Origin of the sequence: Paenibacillus sp. MDMC362 (genome assembly GCF_003269305.1) — a bacterium.
Lineage (GTDB): Bacteria > Bacillota > Bacilli > Paenibacillales > Paenibacillaceae > Paenibacillus_AQ.
This window is the reverse complement of record NZ_QLYT01000030.1, coordinates 15,592-32,609: the sequence shown is the minus strand read 5'-3', so window position 1 is coordinate 32,609 and position 17,018 is coordinate 15,592. Positions and strand designations below refer to the sequence as shown.

Here is a 17,018-nt window from a genome sequence, read left to right as displayed (position 1 = left end):
ACGATAAACCGTCATTTTTCTTGCGATATCAGGAAGGGCCTTATTTCGGGTTCGTACTCTCCGATATCTCAAAAAGGAGCTATACGATATGAACGAAACACGAAAGCTGAAGGCTGTCATCTTTGACTTGGACGGCGTCATTACCGATACCGCGGAGTATCATTATCAGGCATGGAAAGCCACGGCAAGCGAGCTGGGCATTCCTTTCACGAGAGAGTTCAACGAGAATCTCAAAGGGGTATCCCGCATGGATTCCCTGAAGCTCCTGTTAAGTCAGGCAGAGACGCCGGTAAACTATTCCGATGAAGAGCTGGTACAGCTGGCCGACCGCAAAAATAAGCTGTACGTCGAGCTGATCGAAACGATCACGCCTGCCGACCTGCTGCCGGGGATTACGGAGTTTGTTGCAGACATCCGGTCGGCCGACCTGAAGACCGGCATCGCGTCCGCCAGCAAGAACGCCATTGCCGTATTGACCCGGCTTGGCATCATGGATCAATTCGACGTGATTGTCGACGTGACCAAGCTGAAGAACAACAAGCCGGACCCGGAGATCTTCCTCACCGCTGCCGCAAAGCTTGGCGTAGAGCCTGCCGACTGCATCGGCGTAGAGGATGCCGCATCCGGTGTTGAAGCCATCAAGGGCGCCGGTATGTTCGCCGTCGCGATCGGCAACGCCGCGCATTTCCCTCATGCGGATATCGTGCTGCCCAGCACGGAGGAGCTAAATTTCCATGAGCTGGCGCAGACGTTTGAAGGCAGACCACAATAATAAAAAGGGTGCTCCTAAGGGAGCGCCTTTTTCGTATATTCTCCCATTTTTTGCAACCACCCTCGATCTTCGTTAGACTGTAGTTGGTAGTGAGTACAGTAACTTAGTACAGTAACTTTCCGGTATGAACGCATGAGCATCATATCGAGAATACGATAAAGGGGACTTTCCATGGAACAGGCTGTCTTGGATCAAGGGGCCGAACGATTCGGCCAAGGTTCTTATTCGCTGAAGTTACTTGGGGGATTCGATCAGAATGTATTTGAATACAACGGTGAAGACGGACGCCGCTTCATTATGAAATTCTTGGACGCGTCCAAATACCGCAAAGCCTCGATCATTCGCGAACTGACGTGGATGGCCTATCTCGCCGAGCAGGGTCTGAACATGGCCGAGTCCATTCGATCTGCACGGGATCTTCTTATCGAAGAGATCACCCACGATTCCAAGCGATACCATGTCATTGCCTTTACGAAGGCTCCCGGCAGCCCCTTAACGGATGTAACATCGGATTTTGCGATAATCAAGCAGTGGGGACGCGGGATGGGCCGTATGCATAAGCTCGGCAAAAAGGACACTACCGCTTCCTCACTCGTGCACCGAATGGCGTTTCCCCAATGGAATGATCATGTGATTTTTACCGATGCGTTCCCGGAGGCTGCAGGTGAAAGAGTTCTAGCTCAGTGGGGGCAGTATCTTAAGGAATTAGCGTCCCTCCCGCAGGATGAGGAAAGCTACGGGATTGTTCACAATGACCTTCACCATCACAACTTTCACGTACATAACGGGGAGATGATCTTTTTCGATTTCGGGGATGTCTCGTACCATTGGTTCGCCTACGATATCGCCATTGCCATCTATCATGCGGTCCAGACGGTTCCGGAAAACCGGAAAGCCGAGTTTGTGGCCCGATTCTTCGACTCGTTCTTATCCGGCTACCTTCAAGAGAATACGCTGAGTGAGGAATGGATCGAGCGAATTCCATTTTTCATCGACTTTCGTAATATCTACTCCTATGTATACTTCGCCAAATTCGTAAGTTGGAATGAGATGGATGAACGCACTCGGAAATATCTGTCAGCGATGAAAGCGGATATTGAGGAAGGCAAATCGGTTGTAAAGCTGTCTACTTAATAAGAGAAGGAAGATTGCTCTGCCATGAAACCAAAATCCAAACCTCTCCGCCGGCTCGGGTATTTGGGCCCGGGGTTGCTCCTCTCGGCCATCCTTCTATACCTGCTGTTCCTTCGCCCCACGCCTATCAAGGTGGGCGGATTTACATCCTTTACGGATGAAAACACCATGATATTTGAGGTGATCAATAACGGATTCGCCGATGTGAAGCTGCTGGACGTGCGGGTGAATACTGGCATGAGGCCTGCCAAGGCCGAGCTGGGCATCAGTTATACCCTTCATCTGGTCGGCGGCAGCGGCCTTGATGAAGATCCCGATATTGAATTCGTGGATATTTGGGAGGTGCCGCTAAAGCCCGAGCTCTTGCCGGACGAGAAGAGAGCCGCGCTCAATCAAGGTTCGCGTATTCCGCTTAATTACGGCGTCCGTCTTTATAACGATGAGCCCATCACCCAAATTGAAGTGAAATATAGGTATTTTGGGATCACTTTTACGAGAGAGATGCCGATGGGGCGATTTTTTAATAAACCTTAATCAAGGATAGCTTTCCTACGATACTATCTCCACCCAGTGGCCCCTCAACATATACAGGTAAATAAAAAACCGGGCTGCAGCAGCCCGGTTCATGATCCAGTTAAGATGACACAACATAATGATTCAAAAAATCCCGCAGTGCGGCCTCCATATCAGGCTCCCCACCGTCTTCGAGCCATGAATCCTGAAGAACAAGATAGCGGCAGGCGCTGCTCTGCAAATAGCTGTAGATGATTTGTACAGCATCGATATCTTGCCGGGTAACCTCGGCAGCATCGCATTCCGGATCCCTCGTGAAATAGCTGAGAATCAAGGCTTTGACCCTCTGCCTCAACGATTCAATGTCCGCTGTGGCAGCCACAGAGCATCGCTCGCTGTGCAGCACAACGTTCCCCTTTATCAGGAATAACTTGATCGTATCTTCGTTTAAATACTCGTAGACAACGATGCTATGATCCTCTTCAGCGAACTCGATCACATCCCGTTTACTTAAGAGCAGGTTCACCGCCTCCATGCCGTCCCTGTATTTTGCAGCCTGTTCAAAATCGAAACGCGCTGCGGCATCGAGCATGTTTCGCTCCATTTCATCATATAAACTTCGGTCGTCCCCATGAAGCAAAGCAATGAATCGATCCATGATTTCATCAAATCGCCGCGCAGTTTCGCCGCCAAGACACTTGCCAAGACAGAGGCCAATGGAATAATTCAAGCAGGGAGTATTTGCCAAAGAAGCGGCAGGTGTATGATTGCAGGCGATTTTACAGCATTCCCTAACCTTTTGCACGGCATGTTGAAGACTATGTCTGCTGGCTGTATAGGGGCCGAAAAAACGAAGCCGGTCGGAACCGCCTTCATCCAGTGTATCCGTAAATTCCAGCCATCGCCAATCTCGCTTTTGCCGCAATATGATATAACTATAACCTAGCGGATTTTTCATTTTGCGGTTATACATCGGCTTTAAGTCCTGAATGAGCCTGCATTCCAGCATGAACGCCTCAAACTCCGTGTCGGTGACGATATGCTCCAGGTCTTTGACATGCTGAACCAGCCTTTTCACTTTTGGGGAGTGCGATTTATTGTTGTAAAAATACGATTGTACTCTCTTCTTGAGACTTTTGGATTTGCCAACGTAAATGACCATTCCCCGCGAATCTCTCATAAGATATACGCCCGGCGACAGCGGCAACTCTTGTATTTTTGTTTTCATTTTGACTGTCGATCCTCTCAAACCAATCTATCAAACATGGCGTTTTCATTCACTTCCAAGATACCATATGCACACCAAAAAGCACCACAGTCACGCCAGATCCAACTCGATGAACACGGTGCCTCTATTAGGGACTAGGGCTACAGCCACTATTACCCCCTTCTCGCATAGGGCTGATTGGTTGTCGCATTCTCGCACACCACCAGCGGCCCCAAAATAACAGTTGTCCGAATAGGCGACGGCAGGCCCTGCGAAGATAGGATACCAACTCAAATGCCCTCGTATACTTTCACGACCTGCTCCGCAAACTTCTTCACCCGTTCGGCCACGAAGGCCGGCTCCACGATGTGCAAATTCGGTCCATAGCCAAGCAGCATGCCGTACAGCCAATGATTGTCCGGATACGTGACCCGAACCAGCAGCGTTCCGTCTTCCTGGACCTGCACATGCTGTAGGCCGAACGCCTCCTCCACTTGGACCCGCACCCGTGGCTGGAATCGCAGCACAAGATTCACGCCGGGCCCTGTTTCTTGGTTGCCCCATCTGGCGTCCAGCTCTGCTAACGTGACGCCCCGATCCATGAATGTCTCGATATGAATGCGCAGATCACTCATGCGGGAGATGCGGAAGGTCCGGTAATCTTCCCGAAGCCTGCAGTATGTATACAGATACCAAGCATAGCCTTTCCAGGCAAGGCCAATCGGCTCCACGGAACGTTGCTCGGCCTCGCCTGTCGTATTCGTATACAGAAACGAAGCGACCGTCCGGTTTCTCGCCGCTTGACGGAGCGTGGTGAGGATAGACTTGTCCGATATTCCCCCGCCATGCCACAGATTAGTATCGAAGAGCAGCGTATCTCCGGTCTCCTCCATCTGATACTGGTCGGCCCGTTTGACCAGCGCCTTGATTTTGGTCAGCAGCGTTTCCATCTCCTGATCATCAAGGGAGGATTGCACACCCTTGAGTGCTACTAATATAGACTGCAAATCCTCAAAGGTGACAAGCTGCCGTTCAATTCGAAACTGCTCCATAATCTCGTAGCCGCCATCCGCTCCGGTATAGGACACGATCGGAATCCCGGCGCCGTTAATGGTCTCCATATCACGATATATCGTACGTAACGATACTTCGAATTTCTCGGCCAGCACGGTGGCACTCACCCGCCGCTGGCTAAGCAGCATCATGGTAATTGCAAGCAGGCGTTCAATCTTCATCCTCTTTTGGCCTCCATTCATATGAACATGCAGAGTGTTTATTTTCCTCTTTATACGCAGTCCTTATCAGAAAAGAGTGCTCGCTAAATCTTCCCTTGTCGTTATCAATTTTGCAATATGAGCCACGTCATGGAAGTCGATCGATTTCTTTTAAGGCACTCCCGAAACCTTGACATAATGCTGTCAGGAACACCCTCATATAATAAAAACATAAGCCAACACAATAAGAGGAGGAAATAAATCATGACCCATCAAACGACATCCGGCCGTAATTTGAACACGGGGGCGGAGATCCGTCCGTTCCGCATCGACATCCCGCAGGCAGAGCTCAACAACCTGAACGCACGGCTGGATCTGACCCGCTGGCCGGACCAGCTTCCGGGCACCGGCTGGAATTACGGCGCTCCGCTTGAATTCGTCAAACCTATGGCAGACTATTGGAGAACCTCTTATGACTGGCGCAAAGCGGAAGAAGAGCTGAATGCACACCCGCAGTATTCCACCATCATCGACGGTGCCCATATTCACTTCTTCCATATCCCTTCTGCCGAACCGGAGGCTATGCCGCTCCTGCTGATCCACGGTTGGCCTGGATCTCCCGTAGAATTTCTTGACCTGATAGGACCGCTGACCGATCCAACCTCCTACGGCGGAGACGCACGGGATGCATTCCATCTGGTAATCCCATCCATCCCCGGCTTCGGTCTCTCCGGTCCAACAACCGAGGCAGGCTGGACTTCCGGCCGCACGGCTAAAGCCTTCGGCGAGCTGATGAGCCGCCTTGGTTATGAACGTTATGGCGTTCAGGGCGGCGATATGGGGGCCATTATTGCACCGGAATTGGGGCGTATTGCGGCCTCTCAAGTATCCGGCGTCCACGTGAACGCCGCCACGATGGGCTTTGTACCTTTCGGTCCGGCAGATGATGCGGTGGCCGCATCGTTCACCGATGCAGAGAATATCCGACTGGCACGGCTCGGGCAGTTCATGAGCGAACGTTTCGGTTTCAACGCCATTCAGTCCTCCCGCCCTCAGACTCTGGCGTACGGTCTGACCGATTCACCGGTTGGGCTCCTTGCATGGACATCCGAATTATTCTATGGCTTCGGGGACTATCCCGAAGCGGTTGACCGTGATCGGTTCCTAACCAATCTGATGCTGTACTGGCTGACGGGAACGGCTAATTCCTCGGCACGCATGTATTACGAAAATTCGCATGACCCTGCTGCGTGGGCGCACAAGGATCCATCCCCGACACCAGTTGGCGTCGCCGTATTCCAACAGTCCGATGTCGCTCTCCGACATGTCGGAGAGCAGAACAACAACATTGTGCACTGGAACGAATACGACAGGGGAACCCATTTCCCGGGAATCGATGCGCCGGATCTGTTAATCTCGGATGTAAGGCAATTTTTCCGGGGTCTTCGTCAATAGCTAAAGACAATAACGCACACTTATTACGAGTAATCCATAAAAAGAAAAGTCGGCTAACCAGCCTGAACAGACGGGATCCCCCGCTCCTGTTCAGGCTGTTCCAATAAGCAATCATAATCCGTCCTTTTCAACTAACTGTACATCATTATTGGAAGTTACCACATACGTATAGGTTGTTCGCATCTGCGGCCCTTCACCATGTTTCGGTTCACAATCTTGTCTGATAATGACCCTGAAGCCATTTTCGTTCTCTGTAGTTTCGATAACATGGTTCATCGTTTCTAAGCTCGCCCCGCACGTTGGTACTTTGTCCATAACCTTATCAAGCGCAGCATCGCTGTCCATACCCTGTTCTGAGGCACACCCTGATATTAGAACAACAACCATGAGCATCACGCACATCAAACGCATAACATCAACTCCCTCTATGTCATAGACGTAAATTCCCCCCATTATGTTCTATAGGTCAAATTGCCCCTACTCTTTATACTGCTTCCTGTATGCCCTCGGCGACAGCTGAACCGTCCGTTTGAACATCTTCCCGAAATGGGAGAAGTTGCTAAAGCCCGATCGCCAGGCGATATCCGTAATGGAATCATCGCTCTCCCGCAGGAGGCGCTGCGCTTCCTTAACCCGCAGCAGGTTCAGATAATCGCTAAAGGTAAACCCCGTCGTCTGCTTGAACAACCGACTGAGATAGTGCGGGCTGATTCGGAACGCCTCCGCTACCTCGGGCAGCGTTAAAACCTTCTGATAATTGTCGTTAAGATACCGGACCACCGCCTGGGTCTTCGGATGAAGAACCGGCTCCGTATCGGCCGAACGAACCGTACCCAAATGCCGGCTGCGATAGGCGAAGAGCAGCAATTCGACCGTTCGGTGCCGCAGCAGCCAGCTGCTTCCCGCTTGGGGATGGATCATCTCATTCACCATTTCGCCGACCATTCGCTCCACCGCTTCACTCGCTGGCGAAGGAAGCCTTAGAATCGGAATATCCCAGCCGAACGGCTCCTTCAGCCCTTCGGCCAGCTCAGGCGGCACGGCCAGATCAGCGAACAATTCCGAGCTTATATAGAGGACAAGGCGATCATGGTCGGGCCGGCCGCTGTCCAGCGTCTTATGAACGGCATTTCGATCCACGAAGACAAGATCACCGGCCCGAACCCTGTAAGAGCGATCCTTGATGAAGTAGATCCGCTCGCCCGATAACAGGTAGTACAGCTCATAATGATCGTGGAGATGGTCGACCGTCATCGAGAAATAGCCAATACGGCGGTCATACTCCATGTTCAAATATCCGGTGGGATCGTGGTAATCTGCTCGAAACGGCTTGGTCATGCGGCTGCCCCCTTTCCTAGGATTATAGCAAAATATGCGGCATTTGAAAGCGATTACGCATGAAATGCGGCGAAAGCAGTGCTCCCTTGTTATAGGCTAGAGCTATATTCAAGGAGGCGATAGAGATGAGAGACAAGAAACGTTATGTATTGGTCGGCACCGGCGGCCGCGCCGAATTCTTTTATGGCGCACTGGCCCAGAATTTCCGCGACAAATCCGAACTTGCTGCCTTTTGCGACATCAATCAAACCCGCATGAATTATGCGAATCAGCTGCTGCGGGAAAAATATAAATACGCCGAGGTACCTACCTACCCCGCGGACCAATTTGACCGGATGATCGAGAACGAGAAGCCTGACTTCGTCATCGTGACCAGCATCGACCGGACGCATCACAAGTACATCATTCGCGCAATGGAGCTTGGGTGCGACGTCGTGACCGAGAAGCCGATGACGATCGACGAGGAAAAATGCCAGGCCATTCTGGATGCCGCCAAGCGGACCGGACAAAACATCAGGGTCACCTTCAACTACCGTTACGCCCCACACCATACCAAGGTACGGGAATTGATCATGAACGATACCATCGGCCAGGTGACTTCGGTTCACTTCGAATGGCTGCTGAATACCCGCCACGGCGCAGACTACTTCCGGCGCTGGCACCGGGACAAGCGGAACAGCGGCGGATTGCTCGTCCATAAATCCACCCATCACTTCGACCTGGTCAACTTCTGGATCGGTTCCCATCCTGAAACCGTGTTCGCATTTGGCGATCTCATGTATTATGGTAGAGAGAATGCCGAAGCGCGGGGCGTTACGCAATTTTACAATCGTGCCACCGGCAACAAGATTGCCAAAGAGGACCCGTTCGCCCTCCATCTGGATTCGGATGCGCATCTCAAAGCCATGTACCTGGATGCCGAGCCGGAGGACGGCTACCAGCGGGATCAAAGCGTATTCGGTGACGGCATCAACATCGAGGATACGATGGGCGTCCTCGTGCGCTACCAGAACAAAGCCATTTTGACGTATTCCCTTGTCGCCTACCAGCCGTGGGAAGGCTATCGCATTTCCATCAACGGCACCAAAGGCCGGATCGAGATGAACATTATTGAACAATCCTACGTCAATTCACTGGGCGACAAAAGCCAAGAAGGCGCGTTAATCGGCAAAACGCTGCGGGTGCTTCCGATGTTCGATGCCCCTTACGAGGTTCATGTCGAAGAGAAAAAAGGGGGACATGGCGGAGGCGACCCGGTTCTCCTGAATGATCTGTTCGGGGAGCCTGTGGAGGATCCATATGCCCGTGCAGCCAACCATATCGATGGAGCGAGATCCATACTGACAGGAATTGCAGCCAACCGCGCCATCGCCACCGGCATGCCTGTACGAATCGACAATCTGGTTCGTTTCTAAGCCGTACAAGGCGGCTTCACAGCCTACAACAGAAAAAGAGAGCCGTATGTAGACGGCTCTCTTTTGTATATCTATTACAGCTTCACGATTTTACCGGTCTCTTGGGATTCGAATGCACCCAGGATCACGTTCAAGGAACGCAGTCCTTCCTCACCGGAAATGCTAGGAGGCGTGTTCGTGAGAATGGATTCAACGAAAGCGTCGATGACGCCGCTCGGAACCTGCTTCTCATTGGTTGCCATAACGCCGACCTTGTAGGTCTCCACCGTACCGTCGGTCAGCTCCACGATCACCTCGTCGCCGTTAACGGTACCGATCTTCATGGCACCCTTCTCGCACCACAATACCGTTCCGTTATCACCGGATCTGTAATGCGTCCAGCTCGCCATCAGCGTGCCCACGGCCCCGCTCTTCATGCGAACGATGCAAGTCGCGTTGTCGTCCACATCGGTTCCTTCTTTATGGACCGTACCGATGAAACCTGCCACTTCCACGATTTCATCGTTCAGCAAATATCGAATAAAGTCGGATTTGTGCACGCCGAGATCGCCCATGGCGCCCATAATCGCTTCTTCTTTGCGGAAGAACCAGCTGTCCCGTCCATCCAGGCTCCAGCTCTCCGGACCGCCGTGACCAAAGGAAGTACGGAAAGTAAGCACTTTACCGAGCTTGCCGGAATCCAGAATTTCCTTCGCTTTTACGTGCGGAGGCATGAGGCGCTGATTGTGGCCTACCATCAGGTACACCCCGTTCTTGCGGGCGGCCTCGATCATTTGCTCTCCTTCTTCAGCCGTTGTAGCCATCGGCTTCTCCACCAGCACATGAAGGCCGGCATTCGCAGCCGCGATGCTCATCGGAGCATGCAGATAGTTCGGCGTACATACGCTAACGGCGTCCAACTTCTCGTTCTTCAGCAGTTCTTGGTAGTCTGCGTAGGCTTTACCGCCATACTGAGCTGCCATCTCTTCGGCGCGTTCCTTCACCGGATCGGCAAAAGCCACCAGCTCCACGTTAGCATTGTTCGCATATTCAGGAATATGTCTGCGCTGGGCGATCGCGCCGCAGCCAAACACTGCCACTTTAATTTTACTCATCGAAAGTCTCCTTTGTGCTCATAAATTAAAATTGGTTCAGGTAGTTCTGCTTCAGCCAGTTCATGCTGTTCTCCACGCTTTGCAGCGGCGGATTCTGACATACGTCCTGCTCGACGATCAGCCATTCCGTGCCCGCATCGGATGCAGCCTGAATGACGCCCGGCAGGTTAACCGAGCCTTGGCTCAGCTCCAGCGTTTTCATGTTGCCTTCCGCATCCTTGCTGAAATCTTTCAGATGAAGCAGCGGAAGACGTCCTGCGTATTTCGGAATGTAGGAAAGCGGATCTTGTCCGGCGAATTGTACCCAGCATACATCCATCTCTACTTGCACGGATTCCGGCGTCGTTGCGGAATACATCGCATCAAAGACGAACTGGCCATCAACCTCGGCTTCGAATTCGAATGCATGGTTATGGTATCCAAAGATCAGTCCCTGCTTGCGGGCTTCGGCCCCCACTTCCTCCAGGAAGGTGAAGAGGTTCTTCCAGTCCTCGGCATCTTTACGATCTTCTTCGGCCACATATGGACACATCATATATTTAGCGCCAATGGTTTTCAGGTAATCAATTTCCTTCTGCAGATCTGCACGAAGCAGATGCAGGCCCACGTGACTGCCGATCGCTTTCAGGCCAAGCTCTTGAAGAAGCGTTTTCATTTCCTCGGCCGGAATGTCTCCGTAACCTGCGAACTCCACGCCTTCATAACCCAATTCAGCGACTTTGCGGAGCGTACCGCGGAAATCCTGTGCCGTTTCATCGCGCAGCGTATACATTTGCAAACCAATGTTCATTCTTCTCATTATAGCGCACCTCGATTCCAAAAATGAGTTACTGCTCTATCTGCTACTATCATACATGCAAATAGGCTAAAATGAACATAAACAATATTGCTGCAACATGAACTATCTGCTCATATTTTTACTGGGGGTTGTTACCATTATGGAAGCAAGGCTGCTCATCTGCGACTATTCCTATCACTTTCAGCAATTCAGCAACAGCCATCGGGGCGGCTTGACAACCTATCTGTTCCGACTCCAAACCGAAGGCTCCTGCGAAATCTACTGCAACGGCATCGAGCATCACGTGCAGGCAGGCGACCTGCTGCTGCTGAAGCCCGGCGATGAATACGAGCTGCGGGTGAAGGAAGACGGCGAGGATGGCCGGGTATCCAGCGGGGATTATTTTATATTCTGCGACGGCTCATGGATTGATGATTGGTGGAACCGCATCCCCCGCCCTGTCGTCAGTCACGTCGGGCTCGACGATTATTTGCTGGGGCTGTGGAGACAGATGCTGCTGGAGAAGCGGCGCGGCCTTGAAGGGGAAATCGGGGAACTAACCGACTACCTGCTGCGCAGTCTCTGCCTCTGCCTGGACCGCGCCATTACCGAGATCAAGCCGACCGATCGCCTTGCCTTCACTGCCCTGCGGCTGAAGCGATTCGTGGAGGAGCATGCCACCCTTACCTTCAAGCTGGAGGAGGCCGCTTCCCATGTCGGGCTAAGCTTATCCCGTGCGGTAAAGTTGTTTAAAGAGTATTACGGAAAAACCATGATCCAGTACGCTCTCGAGATCAGGCTGAACGCAGCCGTCGAGCGCATCAAATACAGCACGATGACGCTGGAGGAAATCGCGGAAACCTGCGGCTTTGCCAGCTACTCCTATTTTCACCGGGTATTCCGAGCTAACTATGGCGTATCCCCGGTTAAATTCCGGGAAACGGCAACGGTGCCGGCAAGGCCGGGACAGGAGAAAAGCCCTCGCTGATTTTTTTCTACTATAATATAAAGAAGCAGCCCATGCTCCTCCTTAAAGACAGGGGCAAGGCTGCTTTGTACTTTAGTAACTCGAAATATTCTCTAAAATGCCATTATAGAAGTAGAGATAATGGTCTGACCCATACGAGGATTCATAGACCCACATATCGGTCGTTCCCCATGAATAAATATCTTCATAATGACGATCATATAATCCCCATGACAGATAAACCATCTCGGTCGTCATTCCTGTACTGATTACGGATTCCCTGATTTTCTTCCAATATTTCTCTGGAAAATTAAATTGCTTATACGGACTAGTTGTCATGAAGCCGGATTCAAAATCGTAGGCATCCAGTTCGGCATAATACGTCCTGCCGTTATGTGTAAAGTAAACGTTCAACCAATCGCCAAGGGTTCCATCGCGTTTAATCTTGGTTATTTTCACCTGTGCCAGATTACCGACGCCGTTCGCAATGCTTCCCTGGGCATTATTTATTATCATGTTGTGCTTAAAAATCCACGCTGTCTTTCCAATGTATTTATAATAGGATTCGTAAAGATCGTTTACCGGCACCGTGACTTTATGTGTTTCGCTTTGAAGCGTCACATTCTTCAAGTAGTCATCCAGCAAATCATAATCTGCGGTAACTTTGATTTTGAAGGCATCCTTCAGCAGCTGGACTGGAATCATGAGCTTGCCCTCAACCAGTTGGACTGGCGCGGCATAAGACGTTGTCACGCCGTTGATTTTCACGTATTTGGAATCCTTTTTTGCCACCACCTTCATAGTACCCTTCCAGATGGAAACTTGCCTGGTTTTGTTGTTCATTTCGAAATTCATATCCAGTGCCTTGGTGACAGCGGCCGCCGGAACCATGGTGTTGTTCTTGAGAACCACGCCCTCTTCCTTTAACTTGGAAGCCGTGATGTTTCCCGAACTTGCTGCGGTGCCTACCCCCGGCATACTACACAGGGCAATCATGAACACCAGAAAAAACAACATCTTTTTCACAGAATAGTCCTCCAATATATGTATAATCTTCCCTCTAAGAGAATCCGGAATATTATACCATGTTTCGACAACATATATAGGTAATTTGAACCAAATTAAAAAAGCCCCGGTTTCCCGGAGCCTGCTATTCCTATATCCGAACCCTCATATATACATTCATAGCATCGCGCCGCCGGCGGCAGCAAAAACAAGTGCGAAATAAACGCCGACCCCTATCAGATGGTTGCGATTCCACTCCCGCGGCTTGATCTCGACAATGTACGGGAGCAACCACTGGAAGCTGGCGACAAACCATGCAACAGAGGCCAATCCGATAAACAGCAGCTTCTTTCCTTGCTCGTATTGGAAGGCAGGGTCCATCCCGTTAAAACGGATCAAGGAGCCGCTGGTCAAAGTACAGGCATAGGCCAACACCATAAATACGGCCACAACCAAGAGCGTGCCGATGGCCCTGAGCCCGTCCGAAGTCAGGAAATTGGCCGTCTCCCCTTCTTTCGGGAAAAGCCGATCAAAACCCGCATAATTCGTGCAGAACGTATCGATCTAATTACTCACATCCGTTGTATCATCCATCCGGGCAGCCCGCATCGGTGAGAACACGAACCAAACTCCGACTACAGCCAGTCCGGTGATAACAACGCCTAATGCTGTGCGAAATCCAAATAAATCAGCGATGAAGCCACCCAGAGGCGCTCCAATAACGATCATACTGCGGTTGATAGACCTCATGGTGGCATTCATACGCCCATGCAAGTGTGCAGGTGTGATCGTCTGCCGGTAACCCATCTCAATCGGACCTTCAATACCTAATGCTAAACCATAAAACAGTTGCCCAAACCCGATCATGAGGAAGGTCTGAATCGACAGATCACCGTTGTCAGTGGGTGGTGCCAGAACCATGAACAGGACCGCAGGTGCATACAAGAGTCTGGCAAACGTGATACTGCGTCCAATTCCAAATCGCTTGCTGACCCGGGTTGATAACGTCGTGCCTATAACAGCGCCAATCCCGGCTGATGTCATGACAAGTCCCAAGGTTGACGCATGAAACCCTAATTCGGTGAGAGCGTAAGTTACCAGCACCGTACCCAGCATACTGTTAAATAGAAACCACACATGGGTATTGAGTGCCAGCGTGCTGAGAAACGGATGCCGGTAGACCCAGCGCAATCCTTCCTTTATCAATTCAACTATGCGTTCATTCGAGGCCTTTTCCGGTATGGGCTGATGTTTAATGAAAGCCATAACCAGCCCTGAAAACAGATACGAAGCTGCGTTAACCAAGATTGCAAACGGAGCCGTAACGATGGAGACTAATAAACCGGCAGCTGCGGGGCCGCTGGTTTCCGCAACGGCTGCGCTTTGCTCCAACCGTGCATAAGCGGGCAATAACAACCTTCTCGGCACGAGTTGGGGCACAATAGATTGAGATGCAGCATCATTGAATAACGACATCGCCCCGAAGAGTATCATGATGATCATCAGAATGCCCACACTGATTCCATCGAACAATGCCAGTAGGCAAATCGCTACTAGCAAGATCCCCCGCCCCAGATCGGTCAGTACCAGGATGTTCCGACGACTGACGCGATCAATAATCACTCCCGCCACCAATCCCAGCAGCACATAAGGCAGCCACCTCGAGGAATTGATCCAGCCCACATCAACGGTGCTGCCTTCCAGATTAACCACCACCAGTACTTGGAGAGCGAGTGTGGTAATATACGTGCCAAAATATGAAATGGTGGAAGCTAGCCAGAAAAATACGTAACTCTTATTCTTGGTAAGATTCATCTCTAACCTCCAACTGAGCGCCGTATTTTTCGGATTGATTGTATTTGTAGTCACTGCTGAATGAAGTCACGAGCGCTATAACTAGTTAAATTGTAGCATATCCGTAACAGATCGAGTCGTGCTCATTCCAATTCATTCCACGATCAAACCATCCGTCGACTTATCGACAGAATGAATGTGTATGTTTCTTAACGTTCTACTCAAGGGAATTTGTTATACCGCTGCCTTTAAAAATATCAAATCCGAGTTCCTGAAGAACCCTCACGGCATCTTCAATAGGCAGCTTGGGAAGACGAAATTCCTGATCAATAACCTCTCGCAGCTCACTGAGATCGGATAGAATGCGTTTTTCTACCTTCCCGTTTGCATGCCGGATACTCAGCACATTGTCGACCAGAGACAGCGAGCGCTGCTGATCCAATTGCCACAGCTGACACCGTAACGAAGAGGTGAAGAGATCATTCGGTTGAAAATAATTTGCAATGGCCGGCTGGAAATCATCGAACTGATACGTTACCCGCGTGTCGAATGACCAAACCAATTCTGTAATCAGCCGACCATCCACATACCGATAATACGTATATGTTCCCGGTTCATCCCCTGGGCGTAATCTGATTTCAATCCCTGCATATTGGGATACTTGTTCGGGATCGGTTTCCAAACGAACGGGTTCGAAAAAAGGGGCGGAGTTTCCGCAATCCACGTACACTTCTTCTTGCCCACCCGGGATCCGAACGAGTAATCCAACATGCCCCCCGCCCAGCAGCGCATAGCGGGTTTGGAAACCAAGCTGGTTCAAGAGCTGATGAAGACTGCTGTTAATCATATAACAAGTGCCTCCCGCATTCAGCTGCCACAGCTGATCTACGAATCTCTTCTCATCCTGCTCCAATCTTCCTTTTTGATGATATTCTTGATATTGCAGCAACGTGGTAATGTTCTCGAACGGTACACGCTGATGATGTGCGGTGCAAATTTCGGTTAAATATTCCAGTGAAGCCTCCCTTATCGGGACTTGAATATATTGCAAATAATTGTTTGCCCACTCAGGCAATTGTCCTTGGCTCTGCACAATGTTCACGCTCCCTTTTCCTCAGATGTAAGGTATGCTCTTAATTTTAAACATTCCATATATCATTACGTCATACCAATGACTGCACGATCTATACAAAAATGGTCTTACCTATAGGTAAGACCATTTTCTACGACCAAAGTCTACTATTCATGTATGGTTGCATTGCTCATCGATTTCTCGTGATGCAGCAGCCACTGCTTGCGAGACAATCCTCCACCGTATCCGCCCAATTCGCCGCTCGTATTGATCACACGGTGGCATGGAATGACAATCGCGAGCTGGTTGGCTCCATTCGCTTGGGCAACGGCACGATAAGCGGTGGGCCTTCCGATTGTTGCAGCGATCTCGCCATACGAAGACGTTTGTCCGGGTGGAATCTGTTGCAACTGGTCCCAGACTTCTTTTTGGAACGGCGATCCTAACAGGAACAAGGGCGTCTTGAATTCCGTTAATTTCCCGTCAAAATACGTGCCGAGCTCAAGCTCGATCGAACGAATCGGAGCTGTGTAACCCGGAACGATTGCTGACTTGGTTCTCCGCCGAAGACGCTCAACTTCACGCTCCAAGCCCCGACGATCTACAAATTCGAGTAAATACAGCGCCTCCTCATCTGCGATGGCCATCATCGGTCCGAGACGCGTGTCGATCCATGAAGCTTTTAAGATGTTATGGTGCCCCGACCGGCTAGGCGCCGCGCCCATGATGCGGGAAAATGCATCCCTAAAGCCGCTGCTGGACTCGTAGCCGGTCGACAGCTGCGCGTCGATGACGGCATGCCCCTCCCGGATTTGCTTCAGGGCAAGTCCCATCCGCCGGGCCCGTGCATATTCAACGAAGGTCATCCCGAACCGCTTCTTGAATTGGCGCCTTGCGGTCGAAGCATCCACGGACAGCTTCTGAAAGTCCTGGTTGGTCCATCTTTTCTCCGGGTTTTCTTCCACCGCCTCGACGAGCAGCCGGACCAGGTCTGACACCTGATTGGGGTGTGATAGCGGACGGCATCGTTTACAGGGTCTGTAGGAAGCCAGCAGCGCTTCTTGAGCCGTCTTGTAAAATTCGCAATTTTCCATCTTCGGTTTCCGGGCTGGGCATGTCGGGCGGCAGAATACCCCCGTTGTTTTCACGCCAACATAAAAAACGCCCTCGTACTCCGATTTCTTTTCGAGCAGTGCCTGGTAATACTCCTGTCGATTCGCAGCTGATATCACTTGGGTTCCTCCCTCGATCTCTGTACTT

General features: G+C 51.0%; 17 protein-coding genes. 6 read left to right on the top strand and 11 right to left on the bottom strand.

All coding sequences use genetic code 11. The annotated features are described in order from the left end of the window. Positions 1-88 precede the first annotated feature (88 nt). The 3 genes from pgmB to DP091_RS15875 all read left to right on the top strand — a co-directional run bounded on the left by pgmB (position 89) and on the right by DP091_RS15875 (position 2,440). Positions 89-772 (top strand): beta-phosphoglucomutase, encoded by a 684-nt coding sequence (pgmB, locus tag DP091_RS15885; protein WP_113059212.1) that lies wholly within the window; start codon positions 89-91, stop codon positions 770-772. 171 nt (positions 773-943) lie between these two features. Continuing rightward, positions 944-1,906 carry a phosphotransferase enzyme family protein gene (locus DP091_RS15880; protein ID WP_113059211.1) on the top strand — a complete coding sequence of 321 codons (963 nt, stop codon included), beginning with the start codon at positions 944-946 and terminating at the stop codon, positions 1,904-1,906. Positions 1,907-1,930: 24 nt separating this feature from the next. Beyond that, entirely contained in the window at positions 1,931-2,440 is a 510-nt protein-coding gene (locus DP091_RS15875; RefSeq protein ID WP_113059210.1) for a hypothetical protein, read from the top strand. Between the two features lie 100 nt (positions 2,441-2,540). On the opposite strand, the gene DP091_RS15870 is transcribed toward DP091_RS15875, so the two are convergent. Together DP091_RS15870 and DP091_RS15865 are read right to left on the bottom strand one after the other, a co-directional pair. Further along, positions 2,541-3,647 (bottom strand): GIY-YIG nuclease family protein, encoded by a 1,107-nt coding sequence (locus DP091_RS15870; RefSeq protein ID WP_113059209.1) that lies wholly within the window; start codon positions 3,645-3,647, stop codon positions 2,541-2,543. Between the two features lie 269 nt (positions 3,648-3,916). Beyond that, positions 3,917-4,861 (bottom strand): helix-turn-helix transcriptional regulator, encoded by a 945-nt coding sequence (locus tag DP091_RS15865; protein WP_181469824.1) that lies wholly within the window; start codon positions 4,859-4,861, stop codon positions 3,917-3,919. Between the two features lie 243 nt (positions 4,862-5,104). On the opposite strand from DP091_RS15865, the gene DP091_RS15860 reads away from it, so the two are divergent. Continuing rightward, on the top strand, positions 5,105-6,295 hold the full coding sequence (locus tag DP091_RS15860; protein WP_113059207.1) for an epoxide hydrolase family protein: 1,191 nt from the start codon (positions 5,105-5,107) through the stop codon (positions 6,293-6,295). A gap of 111 nt (positions 6,296-6,406) precedes the next feature. Here the strand turns inward: DP091_RS15860 and DP091_RS15855 are convergent, their stop codons facing one another. Both DP091_RS15855 and DP091_RS15850 read right to left on the bottom strand, forming a co-directional pair. Continuing rightward, a complete protein-coding gene (locus DP091_RS15855) occupies positions 6,407-6,706 on the bottom strand; it encodes a hypothetical protein (RefSeq protein ID WP_113059206.1) in 300 nt (99 codons plus the stop codon). A gap of 66 nt (positions 6,707-6,772) precedes the next feature. After that, positions 6,773-7,633 (bottom strand): AraC family transcriptional regulator, encoded by an 861-nt coding sequence (locus tag DP091_RS15850; RefSeq protein ID WP_113059205.1) that lies wholly within the window; start codon positions 7,631-7,633, stop codon positions 6,773-6,775. 125 nt (positions 7,634-7,758) lie between these two features. On the opposite strand from DP091_RS15850, the gene DP091_RS15845 reads away from it, so the two are divergent. Further along, a complete protein-coding gene (locus DP091_RS15845) occupies positions 7,759-9,048 on the top strand; it encodes a Gfo/Idh/MocA family oxidoreductase (RefSeq protein WP_113059204.1) in 1,290 nt (429 codons plus the stop codon). A gap of 74 nt (positions 9,049-9,122) precedes the next feature. Here the strand turns inward: DP091_RS15845 and DP091_RS15840 are convergent, their stop codons facing one another. Next, positions 9,123-10,142, bottom strand: coding sequence for a Gfo/Idh/MocA family protein (locus DP091_RS15840; RefSeq protein ID WP_113059203.1), 1,020 nt, complete (start codon positions 10,140-10,142; stop codon positions 9,123-9,125). A 25-nt stretch (positions 10,143-10,167) separates the two neighbouring features. Then, positions 10,168-10,941: a sugar phosphate isomerase/epimerase family protein gene (locus tag DP091_RS15835; protein ID WP_113059202.1), complete on the bottom strand. Its 774-nt coding sequence runs from the start codon at positions 10,939-10,941 to the stop codon at positions 10,168-10,170. 139 nt (positions 10,942-11,080) lie between these two features. On the opposite strand from DP091_RS15835, the gene DP091_RS15830 reads away from it, so the two are divergent. Beyond that, on the top strand, positions 11,081-11,908 hold the full coding sequence (locus DP091_RS15830; protein WP_071222296.1) for a helix-turn-helix domain-containing protein: 828 nt from the start codon (positions 11,081-11,083) through the stop codon (positions 11,906-11,908). A 72-nt stretch (positions 11,909-11,980) separates the two neighbouring features. Here DP091_RS15830 and DP091_RS15825 read toward each other — a convergent pair whose 3' ends face one another. The 5 genes from DP091_RS15825 to DP091_RS15805 form a co-directional block, all read right to left on the bottom strand. After that, entirely contained in the window at positions 11,981-12,904 is a 924-nt protein-coding gene (locus tag DP091_RS15825) for a copper amine oxidase N-terminal domain-containing protein (RefSeq protein WP_258394586.1), read from the bottom strand. Between the two features lie 165 nt (positions 12,905-13,069). After that, positions 13,070-13,330, bottom strand: coding sequence for a hypothetical protein (locus DP091_RS15820; protein WP_258394558.1), 261 nt, complete (start codon positions 13,328-13,330; stop codon positions 13,070-13,072). Positions 13,331-13,456: 126 nt separating this feature from the next. Then, positions 13,457-14,761: an MFS transporter gene (locus tag DP091_RS15815; protein ID WP_258394557.1), complete on the bottom strand. Its 1,305-nt coding sequence runs from the start codon at positions 14,759-14,761 to the stop codon at positions 13,457-13,459. A 142-nt stretch (positions 14,762-14,903) separates the two neighbouring features. Beyond that, the gene (locus DP091_RS15810; RefSeq protein WP_113059199.1) at positions 14,904-15,788 is read right to left on the bottom strand and encodes an arylamine N-acetyltransferase; all 885 of its coding nucleotides are present in this window, start codon (positions 15,786-15,788) and stop codon (positions 14,904-14,906) included. A 137-nt stretch (positions 15,789-15,925) separates the two neighbouring features. After that, entirely contained in the window at positions 15,926-16,990 is a 1,065-nt protein-coding gene (locus tag DP091_RS15805; protein WP_113059198.1) for a bifunctional transcriptional activator/DNA repair enzyme AdaA, read from the bottom strand. Positions 16,991-17,018 lie beyond the last annotated feature (28 nt).

Excerpts from the sequence above, each read along its gene's own strand:
- pgmB (WP_113059212.1), top strand. The coding sequence starts at position 89 with ATGAACGAAACACGAAAGCTGAAGGCTGTCATCTTTGACTTGGACGGC.
- DP091_RS15880 (WP_113059211.1), top strand. The coding sequence starts at position 944 with ATGGAACAGGCTGTCTTGGATCAAGGGGCCGAACGATTCGGCCAAGGT.
- DP091_RS15875 (WP_113059210.1), top strand. The coding sequence starts at position 1,931 with ATGAAACCAAAATCCAAACCTCTCCGCCGGCTCGGGTATTTGGGCCCG.
- DP091_RS15870 (WP_113059209.1), bottom strand. The coding sequence starts at position 3,647 with ATGAAAACAAAAATACAAGAGTTGCCGCTGTCGCCGGGCGTATATCTT.
- DP091_RS15865 (WP_181469824.1), bottom strand. The coding sequence starts at position 4,861 with ATGAAGATTGAACGCCTGCTTGCAATTACCATGATGCTGCTTAGCCAG.
- DP091_RS15860 (WP_113059207.1), top strand. The coding sequence starts at position 5,105 with ATGACCCATCAAACGACATCCGGCCGTAATTTGAACACGGGGGCGGAG.
- DP091_RS15855 (WP_113059206.1), bottom strand. The coding sequence starts at position 6,706 with ATGCGTTTGATGTGCGTGATGCTCATGGTTGTTGTTCTAATATCAGGG.
- DP091_RS15850 (WP_113059205.1), bottom strand. The coding sequence starts at position 7,633 with ATGACCAAGCCGTTTCGAGCAGATTACCACGATCCCACCGGATATTTG.
- DP091_RS15845 (WP_113059204.1), top strand. The coding sequence starts at position 7,759 with ATGAGAGACAAGAAACGTTATGTATTGGTCGGCACCGGCGGCCGCGCC.
- DP091_RS15840 (WP_113059203.1), bottom strand. The coding sequence starts at position 10,142 with ATGAGTAAAATTAAAGTGGCAGTGTTTGGCTGCGGCGCGATCGCCCAG.
- DP091_RS15835 (WP_113059202.1), bottom strand. The coding sequence starts at position 10,941 with ATGAGAAGAATGAACATTGGTTTGCAAATGTATACGCTGCGCGATGAA.
- DP091_RS15830 (WP_071222296.1), top strand. The coding sequence starts at position 11,081 with ATGGAAGCAAGGCTGCTCATCTGCGACTATTCCTATCACTTTCAGCAA.
- DP091_RS15825 (WP_258394586.1), bottom strand. The coding sequence starts at position 12,904 with ATGTTGTTTTTTCTGGTGTTCATGATTGCCCTGTGTAGTATGCCGGGG.
- DP091_RS15820 (WP_258394558.1), bottom strand. The coding sequence starts at position 13,330 with ATGGTGTTGGCCTATGCCTGTACTTTGACCAGCGGCTCCTTGATCCGT.